Origin of the sequence: Mesorhizobium sp. B2-3-11 (genome assembly GCF_006442215.1) — a bacterium.
Taxonomy (GTDB): Bacteria; Pseudomonadota; Alphaproteobacteria; order Rhizobiales; family Rhizobiaceae; genus Mesorhizobium; species Mesorhizobium salmacidum.
In genome coordinates, this window is the sequence record NZ_VFVS01000007.1 from 141,808 (window position 1) to 158,064 (window position 16,257).

16 protein-coding genes and 1 riboswitch are annotated in these 16,257 nt (G+C 63.8%); of the genes, 10 read left to right on the top strand and 6 right to left on the bottom strand.

What is annotated here, in order from left to right; translation table 11 throughout:
* Positions 1-49 precede the first annotated feature (49 nt).
* From FJ960_RS12320 to FJ960_RS12330, 3 genes are all read right to left on the bottom strand, one after another.
* Positions 50-1,057 carry a substrate-binding domain-containing protein gene (locus FJ960_RS12320; protein WP_140714174.1) on the bottom strand — a complete coding sequence of 336 codons (1,008 nt, stop codon included), beginning with the start codon at positions 1,055-1,057 and terminating at the stop codon, positions 50-52.
* 97 nt (positions 1,058-1,154) lie between these two features.
* Positions 1,155-2,063: a sugar phosphate isomerase/epimerase gene (locus FJ960_RS12325; RefSeq protein ID WP_140714176.1), complete on the bottom strand. Its 909-nt coding sequence runs from the start codon at positions 2,061-2,063 to the stop codon at positions 1,155-1,157.
* Positions 2,060-3,091, bottom strand: a complete 1,032-nt coding sequence (locus FJ960_RS12330; protein WP_140714178.1) for a Gfo/Idh/MocA family oxidoreductase — start codon at positions 3,089-3,091, stop codon at positions 2,060-2,062. The genes FJ960_RS12325 and FJ960_RS12330 overlap by 4 nt, the downstream gene beginning before the upstream one ends.
* A gap of 194 nt (positions 3,092-3,285) precedes the next feature.
* On the opposite strand from FJ960_RS12330, the gene FJ960_RS12335 reads away from it, so the two are divergent.
* The 9 genes from FJ960_RS12335 (at position 3,286) to FJ960_RS12375 (ending at position 12,659) form a co-directional block, all read left to right on the top strand.
* Positions 3,286-4,311 carry a LacI family DNA-binding transcriptional regulator gene (locus tag FJ960_RS12335; RefSeq protein ID WP_140714180.1) on the top strand — a complete coding sequence of 342 codons (1,026 nt, stop codon included), beginning with the start codon at positions 3,286-3,288 and terminating at the stop codon, positions 4,309-4,311.
* A 62-nt stretch (positions 4,312-4,373) separates the two neighbouring features.
* Positions 4,374-4,582: riboswitch (cobalamin riboswitch) on the top strand.
* A gap of 125 nt (positions 4,583-4,707) precedes the next feature.
* Entirely contained in the window at positions 4,708-5,085 is a 378-nt protein-coding gene (locus FJ960_RS12340; RefSeq protein WP_140714324.1) for a DUF1636 family protein, read from the top strand.
* Positions 5,082-5,870, top strand: coding sequence for an ABC transporter ATP-binding protein (locus FJ960_RS12345; protein ID WP_140714182.1), 789 nt, complete (start codon positions 5,082-5,084; stop codon positions 5,868-5,870). Before FJ960_RS12340 ends, FJ960_RS12345 begins: the two co-directional genes overlap by 4 nt.
* A 46-nt stretch (positions 5,871-5,916) precedes the next feature.
* Positions 5,917-6,864 (top strand): ABC transporter substrate-binding protein, encoded by a 948-nt coding sequence (locus FJ960_RS12350; RefSeq protein WP_140714183.1) that lies wholly within the window; start codon positions 5,917-5,919, stop codon positions 6,862-6,864.
* Positions 6,864-7,913, top strand: coding sequence for an iron ABC transporter permease (locus tag FJ960_RS12355; protein WP_181174217.1), 1,050 nt, complete (start codon positions 6,864-6,866; stop codon positions 7,911-7,913). Before FJ960_RS12350 ends, FJ960_RS12355 begins: the two co-directional genes overlap by 1 nt.
* A gap of 159 nt (positions 7,914-8,072) precedes the next feature.
* Positions 8,073-8,552, top strand: coding sequence for a MarR family transcriptional regulator (locus tag FJ960_RS12360; RefSeq protein ID WP_140507352.1), 480 nt, complete (start codon positions 8,073-8,075; stop codon positions 8,550-8,552).
* A complete protein-coding gene (locus FJ960_RS12365; RefSeq protein ID WP_140714185.1) occupies positions 8,549-9,724 on the top strand; it encodes an HlyD family secretion protein in 1,176 nt (391 codons plus the stop codon). Before FJ960_RS12360 ends, FJ960_RS12365 begins: the two co-directional genes overlap by 4 nt.
* Positions 9,725-10,026: 302 nt before the next feature.
* Positions 10,027-11,562, top strand: a complete 1,536-nt coding sequence (locus FJ960_RS12370; RefSeq protein ID WP_027143226.1) for a DHA2 family efflux MFS transporter permease subunit — start codon at positions 10,027-10,029, stop codon at positions 11,560-11,562.
* A gap of 119 nt (positions 11,563-11,681) precedes the next feature.
* Entirely contained in the window at positions 11,682-12,659 is a 978-nt protein-coding gene (locus FJ960_RS12375; protein ID WP_140714187.1) for a 2OG-Fe(II) oxygenase family protein, read from the top strand.
* 10 nt (positions 12,660-12,669) lie between these two features.
* Here the strand turns inward: FJ960_RS12375 and FJ960_RS12380 are convergent, their stop codons facing one another.
* Together FJ960_RS12380 and FJ960_RS12385 are read right to left on the bottom strand one after the other, a co-directional pair.
* Positions 12,670-13,185, bottom strand: coding sequence for a CAP domain-containing protein (locus FJ960_RS12380; RefSeq protein ID WP_140714189.1), 516 nt, complete (start codon positions 13,183-13,185; stop codon positions 12,670-12,672).
* A 78-nt stretch (positions 13,186-13,263) separates the two neighbouring features.
* Positions 13,264-14,487 carry a TadE/TadG family type IV pilus assembly protein gene (locus FJ960_RS12385; RefSeq protein WP_140507344.1) on the bottom strand — a complete coding sequence of 408 codons (1,224 nt, stop codon included), beginning with the start codon at positions 14,485-14,487 and terminating at the stop codon, positions 13,264-13,266.
* Positions 14,488-14,717: 230 nt separating this feature from the next.
* On the opposite strand from FJ960_RS12385, the gene FJ960_RS12390 reads away from it, so the two are divergent.
* On the top strand, positions 14,718-15,542 hold the full coding sequence (locus FJ960_RS12390) for a DUF2189 domain-containing protein (protein WP_140714191.1): 825 nt from the start codon (positions 14,718-14,720) through the stop codon (positions 15,540-15,542).
* 4 nt (positions 15,543-15,546) lie between these two features.
* Here the strand turns inward: FJ960_RS12390 and FJ960_RS12395 are convergent, their stop codons facing one another.
* Entirely contained in the window at positions 15,547-16,179 is a 633-nt protein-coding gene (locus FJ960_RS12395; RefSeq protein WP_140714193.1) for a LysE family translocator, read from the bottom strand.
* Positions 16,180-16,257 lie beyond the last annotated feature (78 nt).

A 16,257-nucleotide genomic window follows, 5' to 3' on the forward strand; every position in this document is an offset into this window, starting at 1 on the left:
CCAGCGGTCCCCCCGGCCGGGGCCTGATCCCGGCCGACGGCTTGGGAGGTCAGCGCAGCGCCTGCTTGGCGAGTTCTGCGACGATCTCGTAATTTTCGGGCGTGACGAAACCGGCGCCGGTGTCGACATTCATCGGCGCCAGACCCAGCACCACCTGCTGGCACAGGCTGAGGATCGGCAGATAGCCCTGCAGGAATGGCTGTTGGTCGGCCGTCAGCTGCACCCAGCCGCCCTTGAAGCCCTCGACGATCTGCGGGCTGGTGTCGAAACCGAAGTTGAAGATATCGCCGGGCTTGCGCCCCGCCGCCTGCATGTAGGTGGGGACATTGCCGAGCATCTGTCCGCCGGGGTAACCAACCATCTTCACATCCGGGTTGTTCAACAGAGCCGCGGTGATCACCGGTATCGCGAGATTGGGATCCGCCGCCCATTCGGTCGCCGAACTGATCTGAACCACGTCGATGCCGGCCTCCTTCAGTGCCGCGACCGTGCCGCGCTCGCGCGCGCCGCGGCTCTCATTGTCGAACGGCCCGATCATGATCGCCTTGTCGCCGGCCTTCAGCTTGGCCAGCTTGAAAGCTTCGGCGCCGAGTGCGCGGCCCTGCTGCTCCTGCTGGGCGCCGACATAGCCGCCGCCGAATGCCGCGACGACGGTCGGTACGGGGACGTTCTGGTACATCATCTTGATGCCGTCCTTATGCGCCTGTTCAGCGAGCGGCATGATGGCAGAATCGCCGGGATGGCCCATCATGGCAATGCCGTTTGGCTTTACCGCCACCGCCTCGCGCAATTGCTGCACCATCTTTTCGATGTCCCAGCCCGAGAAGATGTAGTCGACCTTCGGCCCGAGATCGGCCGCGGCCTGCTTGGCGCCATTATAGACGATGGTGCCGAAGGCGTCGCCCTCGGCGCCGCCGACGAAGAAGCGGATGTGGACGTCCTTGCACCATTGGCCATCGAGCGCCTGCGCCGGCAAGGTGGAGATTGCGGCGGTAAGCGCCGTGGCGGCCGCCACCACGGTCGTCCGCAGAAGTGTCGTTCTGATCGCGATGCTCATGCACGTTCCTCCCATTGTTTCCCTCGTCAGCCGAGGGGCCTTTGAACGATTGCTTTGGCAGTACCACTTGCGGCCGGCTCCTCCCGCCGACCGGTCCTCACGCCGGATTTGGCAGGTAGCTCGCACCTCCCCGGCATAGCTTGAGATACTCCAGCGCGCGTGCCTGCCCCGTGATCTCGAGGTCGCCGCGATAGACCGGGTCGTGCCAGCCTTCGATGTCGATCGCTCCCTTGTATCCGGCCAGCCGCAATTCGCTGATCACCCGCGTCCAGTCACTGTCGCCGAAGCCTGGCGTGCGCATCTGTACGAACGGCAGACGGCCGAACACGCCGTGCTCGCGAATGACGTCCCAGCGCACCGTCGCGTCCTTGCCATGGACGTGGAAGATGCGTGGCGCCCATTTGCGGATCTGCGGCATCGGATCGATCAGATAGACGAGCTGGTGGCAAGGCTCCCATTCGAGGCCGAGATTGTCGTCAGGCAACTCGTTGAACATCAGCTCCCAGGCGTCCGGATTGTGGGCGATGTTCCAGTCACCAGCAGCCCAGTTGCCGTCCATCGCACAGTTCTCGAAGGCGATGCGAACGCCCTTGTCGGCGGCGCGCCTGGCCAGCGGCCCCCACACCTCGCGAAAGCGCGGCAGGCTGTCTGTCAGCGGCTTGCCGCGGAGCCGGCCGGTAAAGCCGCAGACCATCGAGGCGCCGAACAAATGCGCATTGTCGATGACCGTCTCCCAGGCCTGGAGCACGCCACGGTCGACATCGCCGCCCTCCAGCGGATTGCCGAACACGCCGAGCGACGATACCGTGACATCGGCATCGCCGATCGCCTCGCGGATCTGGCCCGCCAGCCGGGGCAGGTCCTTGCCGCCCAGTGTCTGCCAGAAGAAGGGCTGGATGCTCTCGAAGCCGAGCGGCAGGATTGCCTTGATATAGGCGGCCGGGTCGTCGAGATTGGCCCGCACCATGGTGCCGATCCTGATGTCGAGGAGCGGGTTTGCCATCATTGTGCTTCCTTTGCGATCATCACGCGGCGTCCGGTTTCGGCGCTCTCGATGGCTCCAAAGACCATGGCCAGACTCTTGATATTGTCGGCGCCGCGCGTTTCCGGCTCGGTGCCGGTCTCGATGGCGCGCATGAAATCCCTGATGATACCGAGATGGCCGTCGACGCGGTCGGCGGGATCGAGCGCGGGCACCTCGATTGGCTGAATTTTGTCGAACATGCCGTCGCGGCCCGGCACTACCATTTCCGCCTTCAACCCTTCATGGCCGTCCCAGATCAGGCTGCCGCGCTCGGCGACGATGCGCCAGCTGCCCTCCCAACTGGTGCGGAAGCCGACCGCGCACCAACTGCCCGCATAGGTGAAGACCTTGCCGCCGCCGAGATCGAAGACCGCGCTGGCCGACGAGCCCTGTCGGTACCAGGAATTGGCCGGTTCCCATTCCTGGCAATGGACGCCGGCCGGCTCGCCATTGACCATGTAACGGGCGGCGTCGAATGTGTGGATCGCCATGTCGAGCAGCAGCACATGGGCCATCTCCTCGCGAAAACCGCCGAAATGTGGTGCGACGAAAAAGTCGGCGTGGATGCTGGTCGGCTTGCCGATGGCGCCGGAGTCCAGAAATCTCCGGATGCGCCTGACATCGGCGACATAGCGGCGGTTTTGGACGACGGCATGGATGCGCCCGGCCTGGCGGGCGGCCTCGACGATGGCGCGGGCATTCTCCGGGCTATCGGCGAGCGGCTTTTCCGTCAGCAGATGGCAATGATGGGCAAAGGCGGAAAACGCAACGTCGCGCCGGGCGGCGGGAACCACCACATCGAAGACCGCTTGCGGTCGGGTCTGGTCAAGCACGGCGTCGAGACTGGTGCCGATGACGGCACTACCAAGGTCGTATTCGCGAGCCCTGGCCTTTGCTCTGTCGGCATCGAGATCGACAAGGCCGACAATGGCGAGCCCGTCGATTTGCCGCGCGGCATCGAGCCAGGCCTTGCTCATCGCTCCGCAGCCGACCAGTACGGCGTCGATCATCCAGCGCTCCTCCTCTCGGCCCCTCCAGGCCGATCGTCCCGGCGTTCACGGCGTGACCGTAAACGTTTTTCCGTAAACGTTTACGACAACACACCCGAAGGCGTAGAATGTCAATCGGCCGCCCATGAAAATCGTCGTTGCGCCTTGGCCCGGGCGGCCACCGGTGCTAGCCAAGCAAGGGGGAGAACAGTCACTTGGCGTCCAGCATTCACGACCTTGCCCGTCACCTGAACATTTCGATCGGCACGGTGTCGCGCGCCCTCAACGGCCGCGCCGACGTCAATGCCGACACACGCCAGCGCGTTCTCGAGGCGGCCAGGGCTCTCAACTATTCGCCGAACCAGTCCGGTCGCAGTCTCAGGCAAGGCGCTACCCACTCGATCGCCTTCATGCTGCAGCCGCATCCGGGCGACCAGGAATACGGCGAGCCTTTCTTCATTCCGTTCCTGACTGGATTGCAGGGCCGGCTCGCCGAAAGCGGGCTGGATCTCATCGTGGTGATGGGCGCGCCGGGCGACTATCAGCAGGAGCGCCTGCGGCGTGTCGTCGAGACGCGCCGTGCCGACGCGGTTGTGCTGGCCTGGACGCGGCGCGAGGATGAGCGCATCGACTATCTGACCCAGGCCGGCTTCCCCTTCGCCACGCTCGGCCGCAGCCGCTCCGGCGACAAGGCCTACCCCTCGCTCGATCTCGATTTCGAAAAAGCAGGCGCCGACGCGGTCGATCGGCTGGTGGCACGCGGCCATCGCCGAATCGCCGCCATCCGCCCATCGCTCGATCTGAATTTCGGCTATCTGTTCCTCGACGGCTACCGCAAGGCCTTGCGCCGGCATGGCATCGCCGTCGATCCCGGCCTGATTGCCGACGGCTTCATCAATGAGGCCGGTGGCTACGAAGTGACACCGCACGTGATGCGCCGCAAGGACCCGCCGACCGCCATTATCTTCAACAATGACGCAATGGCGCTTGGCGGCTGCAAGGCGCTGGCCGAGATGGGCATCAAGCCCGGTCACGACATGGCGGTGACCGTGATCGTCGATACGCCGCTCTGCCGCTACTTCTCGCCGGCGCTGACTGCTTTCCGCCCGGCGCTGCAGCCGATGGGACGGCGGCTCGCCGAAATGCTGCTGGCGTCGCTGCCGGCTTTTGCGGGGGCCGCCGGGCCAGAGACCATCAGGGAGGTCTGGCCGCTGGAACTGATCGCCCGCGACAGCGATTGACCATTTGTTGGTTATGTTATAGCAGAACAAACGATCGCCTTGCCTCGCCGCCGCGCGCGGCCTAGGCTGCGACTCGTGATGGTCCCCGAGCCGAAAGGCGGGGGGTGAAAAGGGAACGCGGTGAGATCCGATTTGGGGTCGAGGCCGCGGCTGCCCCCGCAACTGTAAGCGGCGAGCAAGATCCGGAACGCCACTGGCCGGCAAGGCTGGGAAGGCAGGATTGCGCAGAGACCCGTGAGCCAGGAGACCTGCCATCACTGAGTTGACCGGACGGGGTGTGCCGGGAGGAAACGTGGAAATCGGTCTTGTCGGCCGGTCGACCAACATCCTTCCGTCGCCAGTTTTGAAAGTGACGGGAAGTTGGACGGCGCAATCGATCGTATTCACCCCGGGCCTATGCACCAGATCATCGTGTGCACCCTTTGCCGCGACGTGCCGACCGGCGCCAGGTCGGGCGAAGGTTTGTGCACCGAGTTGCGCTCCCGCCTCTCGGCCCAGCCTGACGTGGCGCTTGGTTTCACGGTCGAGGGCGTGGCTTGCATGGCGGGTTGCGCACGTCCCCTGGCGGCGGCTTTCCAGGCGGAAGGCAAGGCCGCCTATCTCTTCGGGTCGATCGACGCGCAGGCAGACGCTGCCGATCTCGTGCGGTTTGCCAGGCTCTACGCCTCGCTTCCCGACGGCTGGTGCAATTCCGGACAACGTCCGCCGCGCCTGGCCGGCAAGACGCTGGCTCGCATCCCGGGACCCGGCAAGCTGGCGGATGGCAATCGGTGACAGCGCCGCTTCTCGATGCGCGCGACTTGGGCGCGATGGCGAATGGCCGGCATTTGATCCATGCGGTCAGCCTGTCGGTGACGTCAGGCGACCGCCTCGCCATCATTGGCCCCAACGGCGCCGGCAAGACCACGCTGCTGCGCATGTTGTCCGGCATGCTCAGGCCAAGCTCGGGGGAGGTGAAGCTTGGCGGGCGACGCCTGGACAGGATTTCACCCGCCGAACGGGCCCTGCATATCGCCGTCGTGGGCCAGACAGACCAGCCGGACCCACGGCTGGCGGTGATCGATTATGTCGAGCTTGGCCGCGTCCCGCATGCCGGCCTGAGGCGCCGCGGCGAGGAACGCGACATTGTCGTGGATGCGCTGCGGCGGACCGGCCTGTTGCCGCTGCTCGACCGGACTATCGGCTCGCTGTCTGGTGGCGAACGCCAACGCGCCCAGCTTGCACGCGCCATCGCGCAGAAGCCCAAAATCCTGTTCCTCGACGAGCCGACCAACCACCTCGATCCGCGCGCCCGCGCGGAACTGCTCGAACTGGTGGCCGGCTTCGGCATGACCGTGATCGCGGTGCTGCACGATCTGACGCTGGTGGCACCCTTCGCCACCAAGGTGGCGGTGATGAACGAGGCCCGGCTGCATGCGCTGGCGCCGCCGCACGAGGCGCTGACGCAACAGCTGATCCGCGAGATTTTCGGCATCGACGTGTTTCGCCTGCGCCATCCCACCGAGGACCGCGAACTGACGGTGTTCGAGCTTCCGAACCGCGCCGCACCGCCGTCCTGACCAAATCCATCCTTATCCGACACGGTTCAACCAAGGAGCAAAGTCCGTGAAACGCCTCGCCCTGTCCCTAGTCTTCTCGTTGCTGGCCTCGACGGCCTTTGCCTTCCCCGTGACCGTCGACAGCTGCGGCAAGCCGCTGACCTTCGACGCGCCGCCAAAGCGCGCCGTCATCCATGATCTCAACATGGCCGAGATGGTCTTCGCGCTGAAGCTGCAGCCGTCGATTGTCGGCCTGACCGGTATCACCGGATGGTATAAAGTCGGCCCTGACTTCAAGGCAGAGCAGGGTTCCATTCCCGAACTGGCACCGAAATATCCGACGCTGGAGAATCTCCTCGCCGTCGAGCCCGACTTCTTCTTCGCAGGCTGGTACTACGGCATGAAGCCAGGCGGCGACGTGACCCCCGACACGCTCGCTCCGCACGGCATCAAGACGCTGGTGCTGACCGAAAGCTGCGTCCATCTCGACAGGAGCCGCCCGGCCGCCTCCATGGACCTGCTCTATGGCGACGTCGAAAAGCTGGGCAAGATCTTCGGCAAGGAAGCAGAAGCAGAGAAGCTTGTCTCCGGCTGGAAGGCGCAACTCGCCGATATCATCGCCAGGGTCGGCATCGCCAAGGGAACACGCGTGTTCCTTTACGATTCCGGCGAGGACAAGCCGTTTACCGCGGGAAAGTTCGCCATCCCCAGCGCCATGATATCGGCGGCCGGCGGCGACAACATCATGGCCGACATGGACACGAGCTGGGGCAACGCGGACTGGGAGACGGTGGCGGCGCGCAATCCGCAATTCCTCATCCTGCTCGATTATCAGGACGGCGGCGGTTACAGGAAACTGCTCGATTTCCTGAAGGCGCACCCGGCGATGAAAGAGACGGACGCGGTCAGGAACGAGCGCTTCGTGGCGCTTCGTTACGCCGAGCTGACGCCAGGACCGGCGAACATCGACGCCATCGGCAAGATCGCCAGGGCGATGCATCCGGAAGCGTTCTGATGGCTCTCGCCCGGGAGCACAAATCCGGCGCGCTTTCAGGGCACAAGGGCTTCACGCTGGCCATGACGGCGGGCGCGGTGGCGCTCGTCGCGCTGGCGCTGCTGTCGATCGCCTACGGCTCGACGCTGACACCTCTAGCCGATGTCGTCGCCGCACTGGGCCGTTCCATTGGGCTGGATGAACCTCAGATATCGGGTCCGGTCGGCAGGATCGTCGTCGACCTGCGGCTGCCGCGCACGATCCTGGCGATCTGTGTCGGCGGCGGGCTGGGCATCGTCGGCGCGCTTTTGCAGACGGTGACCCGCAACGACCTTGCCGACCCCTTCCTGTTCGGCCTGTCGTCGGGAGCCGCTGCCGGCGCGGTTTCCGTCATCACCGTCCTCGGCGACAGTTTCGGCATCTGGACCTTGCCTGTGGCTGCGTTCACCGGCGGCATACTCGCCGCTTCCATCGTGCTTTTGCTGGTGGCGCGGGTGAGGGGGCAAGGTCCGGAGCGGCTGATCCTCGCCGGCCTTGCCGTCTCCTTCATGTTCACGGCCTTGACCAATTATCTGGTTTTTGCCGGCGACCAGCGCGCGGCCCATTCGGTGCTGTTCTGGACCATGGGCGGGCTCGGGCTGGCGCGTTGGGACAATGTGTGGCTGAGTGCGGTGGGCGCTGGCACGATCGCGGCCTACGGGCTGTGGAACCACCGCAAGCTGGACGCTTTCCTGGCCGGCGAAAGCGCTGCCGAAAGCCTCGGCGTGCCGGTGGCCCGCATGCGCAGGACGACATTTCTCGTGGCCGCCTTCTCGACGGCAATCCTCGTCTCGGTCGCCGGTGTCATCGGCTTTGTCGGATTGATGATCCCGCATCTGTCGCGGCCGCTGGCCGGTTCCTTGCATCTGCGCCTGATCGCAAGCTGCGCGCTGTTCGGGGCGGTGCTCCTGCTGGCAAGCGATCTTCTGGCCCGGACCCTGCTGCCGCCGCAGGAACTGCCGATCGGCATCATCACCAGCTCGCTCGGCGCATTCTTCGTTGTCACCATGGTTGTCCGAAACCGCCTTTGAAGACGGCGCCTTGTTGCCTTCCGGGCGTTGTTGCGCACGGGCATGCGTACACCTGTCGCTAACCAGGATCGGGTTGCAAGCTTGCCATGCGCATTTTTGCCACCTTTCATCGCGATCTGACACCTTGAATAGTAAGCACGCTTATTATATATACCGCTCATGGTTTCAGATGGCATCGACAGATTGGGATTTTTGATCCACGACGTGCAGCGCCTGATGCGCAAGCGCTTTGAGGCGCGCGCCAGCGGGCTCGGCCTGTCTTCGGCGCAATGGCGGCTTCTGGTCCGCGTTGCCAAGGAGGCGGGCGTTGCACAGGCGCGGCTCGCCGAACTGCTCGAAATCGAGCCGATCAGCGTCTCACGCCTGGTCGACCGGATGGAGGAGGGCGGCTGGATCGAACGCCGCTCCGACGCGGCGGACCGGCGCGTGCGCATGATATTCCCAACCGAGAAGGCGAACGCGGCCTATGCGGACGTCAAGAGCCTTGCTGGCGAAGTCTATGAGGAATCGCTCAGCGGCGTTTCGCCGGAAGACCGGCGCGTCCTGATCCGGGCGCTGGATGTAATCGTACAAAATCTGACGGACAGCGAAGCTTCGTCGCTTGAAAAGATCAAGAGTGCGGAAGGTGCGACAGCATGAACGCGGTAGCTAAAGTAGAAGAAAACGCTCCCAAGGTGGAGATGGAAGCGCCGGCCCAGCCGGCTGCCCCTGTCGCGGTCGCTCCTCTCGTGCAGCCGGCGCCGGCGCCGAAGAAGAAGCGCCGCATCGGTCGCTTCTTTTTGATGTTCGCCTTGCCGGCGGCATTGATCGTCGGCGGCGGCTATGTCTGGGTGACGGGCGGGCGCTACCAGGAAACGGAAAACGCCAATCTGCAGCAGGCCAAGGTGTCGATCGCCTCCGACACTGCTGGTCGTATCGTCCAGGTCGCCATATCGGACAATCAGACGGTGAAGCAGGGCGATCTCCTGTTCGCCATCGATCCAGAGCCCTACCGCATCGCGCTTGCCCAGGCCGATGCCGCTGTGGCTGCCGCGCGCCTCAATGTCGAGCAGTTGCGCGCCGCCTACGGCCAGGCGATGGCGCAGGAGAAATCCGCCAGCAGCGAAGTTGCCTATGCGCAGTCGCAATATGACCGCGCCGCCGATCTTGCCCAGAAAGGGATCAATGCCAAGTCTTCGCTGGATGAAGCCAGGAATGATCTCGACAAGGCCAAGCAGCAGCTCGCCGTTGCCGAACAGGGCATCGTCAGCGCCAAGGCGGCGCTTGGCGGCAATCCCGATATCGAGACAGACAAGCATCCGACCGTGATGTCGGCACTCGCCGCGCGCGACAAGGCTGCCTATGACCTGGCACAGACCACGGTGAAGGCGCCCGCCGATGGTCTTGTCTATCAAGCCGCGTCCTTCAAGGTCGGCCAGTATGTCGGCTCCGGCACACCGTTGTTTGCGCTGGTCGAGACCGGCGATACCTGGATCGACGCCAATTTCAAGGAAACCCAACTGACCAACATGAAGCCGGGTCAGAAGGCGGAGATCGTGGTCGATACCTATCCGGGCAGGACCTTCGAGGCGACCGTCAAGGCTATCGGTGCCGGCACCGGCGCGGACTTCTCGCTGCTGCCGGCCCAGAACGCCACGGGCAACTGGGTCAAGGTCACCCAGCGTATTCCTGTACGCCTGGAACTGACCGATCCCGATGCCAAGATGGCGCTGCGTACCGGCATGAGCGCCTCCGTCACCGTCGACACCGGCGTGGCACGTGGCTGGCCGTCGATCTTCGGCCACGCCACGGCCGGCGAGCCCGCGCAGTAAGTCAGCGGAAGCCCGCGGGGACCAGGTGGGGAAGCGAGTTGCAGGATTGGACTGATGGGGGGTGGGAAGGATCAGCGTTTGGGCAGAGCCGCGTCGCGGTCAGGCCGAAGCTGAAGTCTTCGACACGGACCCGTCGGTCCTCAGGTTTCCGGGCGGCATGCATCCGCTCATCAGAGACTTTTAGTCGATGTAACCCCCACATCGATAATCGCGTCCCACCGCGATGAAGGCCTCTCAACGGCAGGCTTTGCCGCCCGGAAACCCGTTGTACATGTTTCAGTACCTTCTGGAAGTTCTACGCCATGAGCACGTCCGAACCATTCAAAGAAGTGCCGCATCGTGGCTTGATCACCGTCGCGCTCATGCTGGCGACGATCATGCAGGCGCTCGACACCACGATCGCCAACGTTGCGCTGCCGACCATGACCGGCGACCTCGGCGCCTCGCCCGACAACATCAACTGGGTGCTGACCTCCTACATCGTCGCCGCCGCCATTATGACGCCTGTCACCGGCTGGCTCGCCGACCGTTTCGGCCGCAAGGAATTGTTCCTGACGGCGGTGGTCGGCTTCACCATCTTCTCGATGTTGTGCGGCCTGGCGTGGAGCCTGGAAACGATCGTGCTTTTCCGGCTGATGCAAGGTGTGTTTGGCGCCGCGATCGTGCCGCTGTCGCAGACTTTCCTGCTCGACATCAATCCCAAGGAGCGCCATGGCCAGGCGATGGCCATATGGGGCGCCGGCATCATGCTGGGACCGATCCTCGGCCCCACGCTTGGCGGTTGGCTGACCGAGAATTTCAACTGGCGCTGGGTGTTCTTCATCAACCTGCCGGTCGGCATCCTCGCCTTCCTGGGCATGGCCGCCTATCTGCCGGCCGTTGCCCGGCGGGTGCGTAGCTTCGATTTCTTCGGCTTTGCCATGATATCGCTCGGCGTTGGCGCCCTGCAGCTGATGCTTGATCGCGGTGGCGAGGTCGACTGGTTTTCCTCGGTCGAGATCTGGATCGAGCTTGGCCTTTCGATTACCGGCTTCTGGGTGTTCATCATTCACACCGTGACGTCGGAACATCCCTTCATCGATCCGAAGATTTTCCTCGATCGCAATTTCGTCACCGGGCTGGCGTTCATCTTCGTCATGGGCGTGCTGATCCTGGCCTCGATGTCGCTGCTGCCGCCGATGCTGTCGACCATCTTCGGCTATCCGACCGTCACCATCGGCATCGTCATCGGGCCGCGCGGCGTCGGCACCATGATTTCCATGCTCGTCGTCGGGCGCATCATGGGCAAGATCGATGCCAGGATTCTCGTCGTCATCGGTTTCCTCCTGACCGCGCATTCGCTCTACACCATGGCCAGCTTCTCGCCGCAGATGGATAACTGGCTGATCATCAGCTCCGGCGTGATCCAGGGCCTGGGAATGGGAATGGTGTTCGTGCCGCTGTCGACGGTTGCCTTCGCCACGCTCGACGCCCGTTACCGCACCGATGCAACCTCGTTGTTCAGCCTGGTGCGCAACCTTGGCTCGTCGATCGGCGTATCGGTCGTGACGGTGCTGCTGGTGCGCAACACGCAGGTCAATCATGCCGAGCTCTCAGCCTTCATCAACCCGTTCAATCCCAATCTCTGGGCGGTCTCGCCGGCGGCCGCCGGCGGCGATCCGACGGCGCTGTCGCAGGTCGACCGCATGGTCAATCTCCAGGCGATGATGATCTCCTACGTCAACGACTTCAAAATCCTGATGGTGATGACGCTGGTCGCCATTCCGTTCGTCTTCCTGCTGCGCAAGCCGAAGACCGCGCCGGCTGGCGGCGGCGCGCCTGCCGCCCATATGGACTAGGCCGACGGCAAGCACATCGCCTGCCTTCGATATGGACTACACTGCCACATCGGTTGGTCCTAGCCGGTTGCCGGGCAAGCCGGCATCGTTTCGCAAGTTGACGGACGAGTGCAAAGACGATGCAGAACCCGACATTTCCGGTATTCGATCTCGGGCAATTCGAGAAAGCGAGCCCTGAGGAGAAGGCCGCGCGCGGCGCCGAGGTCGATCGCATCTGCCGCGATACGGGCTTCCTGGCGGTCAAGAACCACGGCATTTCGCAGGCGGTGATCGACGCCGCCTGGTCGAAAGCCCGCGCCTTCTTCGACCTGCCGCCGGAACAGAAGCAGCGCTCCAAGGCGCCCTATAAGGGCTATCCCTACGGCTATCTCGGCCCCGAACTCGAAGCGCTGGCCAAGTCCCGTAACGTCGACACGCCGCCGGACCTCAAGGAGAGCTTCAACGGCGGACCGCTCAGTGTGCCACCGGGCATGTCTGATCCCGAGGCACTCGCCTTCTGCTATGCCGAGACGATCTGGCCTGAAGCACCGGACGGTTTCATCCATGCCTGGAAAGGCTACTACGCCGCACTGGAGGATTTGGCGCTGCGGATCATGCGCGTCTTCGCCACCGCGCTCGGCTTGCCCGAGACTTATTTCGACACTTATCTCGATGCGCCGATCAGCGCGCTGAGGGCGCTCAATTATCCCGAGCAGCATGTCGCGCCGAAGCCCGGCCAGATCCGAGCCGGCGCCCACACTGACTATGGCAGCCTGACCATTCTGCTGCCGCAGGCCGGGTCGCGCGGCCTTCAGATCGTCACGCCGGACGGAGAATGGACGGAGGTGCCGCCGATCGCGGGAGCCTTCGTCATCAACATCGGAGACCTGATGGCGCGCTGGACCAACGACCGCTGGGTGTCCACCGTGCATCGTGTCGTCAATCCAGCCGCGGGCGGCCGGGACAGGCGCCAGTCCATGGCCTTCTTCCACCAGCCGAACTGGGATGCCGAGATCAAGGTGCTGGATGCCTGCCTTGCAGACGGCGAGCCGCCGAAATACGGCCCGGTGCGCTCCGGTCCCTACCTGATGGCAAAATTCAAGGCAACGACGAAATAGGCTGGAGCCCTTATTTCCCGAGCACCAGCGACCAGTAGCGCAGGTTGGGGTCGCGGCCGTCACGGACATAGGCAAGCCCGAAGCGGCTGAAGTCCGGATCGAGCATGTTGCGCCGGTGTCCCTGCGAATGCATCCAGATATCGAACAGCTTCTGTTGGTCGAAGCGGCCGGCCGCGATGTTCTCGGCCGCCGCACCGTGTACACCATTGTCCCTCATGCGCGAGGCGAAATCCTTGCCCCAGCCGGTCGTGTGGCTCATGTTTTCACGCCGCGCCATATAGCCGGCCTGCTGCAGTGCTGCTTGCTCCAGCTGTGTATCGGGGACCAGCGGTCCGAGCCCAGCCGTGACACGCAGGCTCGCCAGCGTGCCGGTTGCCGAGGAGGAAACCCCGGCGCCTTGCGCGGTCGGCAGCGAGACGGTGCTGCAGGCGGCAAGCCCGAGCAATGCCGCTAGGCCGGCCGCCTTGAGCCAGGTGCGCCTGTTCAAGTCCGCGGTCCGGTCGCAATCGATTCTCGAAATGGTCATGCAGGCCTGACTCGATCGCGATCATGGCTTTTGCCGGGCAGGGCGGTGAAATTTTCGAATTGAAGCGGCAGTTAGCGGCTATCTCACAAGCGTGATGCGGCGGCTGGCGTACATCTCGCGATTTCCGAATACGGCCGTGCAGTCGGTCTTGATGGATGAGTTGCCTGTCATCTGCACGGTCAAGCCAACAAGCCTCAGGCAATCGCCCTGACCGCTCATATCCGAGTTGCCGGCGAACGAAACGGCCGCGTCAGGCGCATAGACGAATCCGCTGATCACGGAATTTGCACCGCCATTCAGGGTCAATGCTGAAATGTTCCCACGGCTCTGGAAGATGGTGATGCCGGCGTAAGGCCCGCTGGTTGGCGGAGAAAGGTTCACCGTTTCATTGGCATTTATGATGATCTGTGCTCCCTCCACGAGGAATATGGTCACGCCCTGGCCGCTCAGGCTGCCGTTCCCGCCCGGCTTCAGGGTGACGCCGCGCAAGATGTAGACGCCCGGGCTGAGCGTGATGTTTCCCGACAATGTCTTGTCGCAATAGGTGCCGGGCGACAGCGTGTAGGTTTTGCCGTTCGGGACCGGCATGCAGAATGTATAGGGGGGAGGCACGATATCGGCCAGGGGATCGAAAGACGCATATTGATGTTCGAGCGGCGCGCCGCAGGTGAGATTGGCACTGGGCGGTGAAAGCCCGGAAGTACCGCCGACGGTCGAGACGCAGCCCGCCGAAACCTGCGCGGAACCGCCTCTGCTGACGGCATCGGACGCGTCCGAGTTTGCCGCGATCACGCAGTTGCTCATGGCGACATCGGTCGAGCCTTGCAGGCTTACCGCGGACGACGCATGCGGATCGAGCGCCAGCACGCAGGCCTGCGCGCCCGGGTGCATCTTGACCGTCGCCGATCTGTGAGCCGGCCAGGGGGCAGCGCCATTGATGAAGCTCGGACGGTTTATGCCTGACGAAAGCGAGATGTAATAGGCGCTCGGGTCGCCGCTGGCGGTGGCCGAAAAGGCGGTAATGCTGTCTGAATATTCCTGCTGGTCGGCGACGTTCATATTGGCAGCAAAGAATGTCAGCCCAAGCCCCTGGACATCGCTCGCGCTCATGCTGGGCAGGTACTTTGTGCCGACGGCAAGCCCAGCCGCGTCCAGCGAGTTCTGCAATTGCGCCGCGTCGTCGCTCGTGCCCGTCAGATCGAGGGTGCCAGCGACGACAGCCATTATCGGCAGCATCGCTATGGCAGTCGCCATGGCAAAATTTCCGCGCTCCGAAGACCAGAAGCCCTTCAATGTGAACATCGTCCCTCGCCAAGGTTTGTAAAGCTCAGGTGATACGCCCGGGGGTCTCTACGAGTAATTTAAGCAATAACTAAAATGCATAGATTTTAAGATGAAGTCAGTGGTTCTCCAAACGAAGGACGCGGCGACAATTCCGGGAAGATCGGATATGATGCCAGCGTTGTTGAAGTGGCAGCTACGGGCGGCCACCCTAGGCGGTGACCGCCCCCCGAGAAAAACGGAGGTAGGTTATGGCCGGCTTTCATGTCATGGCGGACGCGCGCGGAATGCATGTGCAACCCGCGGTCCGCCGCATTTCCACGACAGACCTCTGGGGCGCGCTCAGGCTTGGCGCCGAGGACTTCTGGGCCAAGCCCTCGCATTACGTGTTCCTGTGCCTGATCTATCCGATCGTCGGCCTTGTCCTGACGCAGTGGACGTCCGGCTCCAACGCCATCCAGCTCGTCTACCCCTTGATGTCGGGCTTTGCCCTGGTCGGCCCGTTCGCCGCACTCGGACTGTATGAGATCAGCCGCCGGCGCGAGCTCGGCATGAACACCAACTGGCGGCACGCACTCGATGTCCGCCGCTCATCGGCGCTACCCTCGATAGCGGTCATCGGCATCATGCTGGTCGCCCTGTTCCTGTTGTGGCTGTTCACGGCGCAGTCGATTTACACCAGCCTTTTTGGCGGCGAGCCGCCCGCTTCGGTCGGGGCCTTCCTGCGCGATGTGCTGACGACCAGCAAGGGCTGGACGCTGATCCTTCTCGGCAACGCGGCCGGCTTGGTCTTCGCGGTGGTTGTGCTGGCGACCACGGTCGTTGCCTTCCCGCTTTTGCTTGATCGCGATGTCGGCGCCGTTTCGGCAATAGAGACCTCGGCGCGCGCGGTCATGACAAATCCGCTGCAGATGGCGCTCTGGGGTCTGATCGTCGCGGTGCTGCTGGTGATCGGCTCTATCCCGCTGTTTGCCGGACTGGCCATCGTCATGCCGATCCTCGGTCACGCGACCTGGCACCTCTACCGAAAGGTGGTCGAACCGGCCCATATCCGGCCCCCGCGCCGTCCGATGTGAGCACTCAGCGCTGCGCGTCGGTCGCCATCTTCAGCGCGAGTGCCGTCAGCACGGTTCCCATCATCCAGCGCTGGATCACCAGCCACAGCGGGCGTCCGGCGAGGAAGGTGGCGATCGAGCCGGCCGTCAGCGCGATGACGGCATTGACGCTGAGGCTGATCGATATCTGCGTCACGCCCAGCACCAGAAGCTGTGACAGGACATGGCCCTTGCCGGGGCTGATGAATTGCGGCAGCAGCGACAGGTAGAGAACGGCCACCTTGGGATTGAGCAGATTGGTCATCAATCCCATGGCGAACAGCTTGCGCGGCCGGTCCTTCGGAAGGTCGCGCACCTGGAACGGCGAGCGTCCGCCGGGTTTCACCGCCTGCCAGGCCAACCACAGGAGATAAAGCACGCCGGCAAAGCGCAATACGTCATAGGCATAGGGCACGGCGAGCAGCAGCGCCGTGATGCCGAACGCGGCCGACAGCACGTAGAACAAGAAGCCGACCGCAACGCCGCCAAGCGAGATCAGTCCGGCCTTCGGCCCTTGCGAGAGCGAGCGGGAGATCAGGTAGATCATGTTCGGGCCTGGCGTCAGCACCATGCCGAGGCAGACCAGCGCGAAGGCGAGGTGGTTGGCGGTATCGGGCATTGTTCGTTCCCCAGCATGCCGCGATGGATTCGCGATCTCGTGAGCGGCCAATCTGTGCCTATCCCGACAAGTGGCTGC

Excerpts from the sequence above, each read along its gene's own strand:
- FJ960_RS12355 (WP_181174217.1), top strand. The coding sequence starts at position 6,864 with ATGGCTCTCGCCCGGGAGCACAAATCCGGCGCGCTTTCAGGGCACAAG.
- FJ960_RS12395 (WP_140714193.1), bottom strand. The coding sequence starts at position 16,179 with ATGCCCGATACCGCCAACCACCTCGCCTTCGCGCTGGTCTGCCTCGGC.
- FJ960_RS12330 (WP_140714178.1), bottom strand. The coding sequence starts at position 3,091 with ATGATCGACGCCGTACTGGTCGGCTGCGGAGCGATGAGCAAGGCCTGG.
- FJ960_RS12385 (WP_140507344.1), bottom strand. The coding sequence starts at position 14,487 with ATGTTCACATTGAAGGGCTTCTGGTCTTCGGAGCGCGGAAATTTTGCC.
- FJ960_RS12370 (WP_027143226.1), top strand. The coding sequence starts at position 10,027 with ATGAGCACGTCCGAACCATTCAAAGAAGTGCCGCATCGTGGCTTGATC.
- FJ960_RS12375 (WP_140714187.1), top strand. The coding sequence starts at position 11,682 with ATGCAGAACCCGACATTTCCGGTATTCGATCTCGGGCAATTCGAGAAA.
- FJ960_RS12325 (WP_140714176.1), bottom strand. The coding sequence starts at position 2,063 with ATGATGGCAAACCCGCTCCTCGACATCAGGATCGGCACCATGGTGCGG.
- FJ960_RS12390 (WP_140714191.1), top strand. The coding sequence starts at position 14,718 with ATGGCCGGCTTTCATGTCATGGCGGACGCGCGCGGAATGCATGTGCAA.
- FJ960_RS12360 (WP_140507352.1), top strand. The coding sequence starts at position 8,073 with ATGGTTTCAGATGGCATCGACAGATTGGGATTTTTGATCCACGACGTG.
- FJ960_RS12340 (WP_140714324.1), top strand. The coding sequence starts at position 4,708 with ATGCACCAGATCATCGTGTGCACCCTTTGCCGCGACGTGCCGACCGGC.
- FJ960_RS12365 (WP_140714185.1), top strand. The coding sequence starts at position 8,549 with ATGAACGCGGTAGCTAAAGTAGAAGAAAACGCTCCCAAGGTGGAGATG.
- FJ960_RS12380 (WP_140714189.1), bottom strand. The coding sequence starts at position 13,185 with ATGACCATTTCGAGAATCGATTGCGACCGGACCGCGGACTTGAACAGG.
- FJ960_RS12320 (WP_140714174.1), bottom strand. The coding sequence starts at position 1,057 with ATGAGCATCGCGATCAGAACGACACTTCTGCGGACGACCGTGGTGGCG.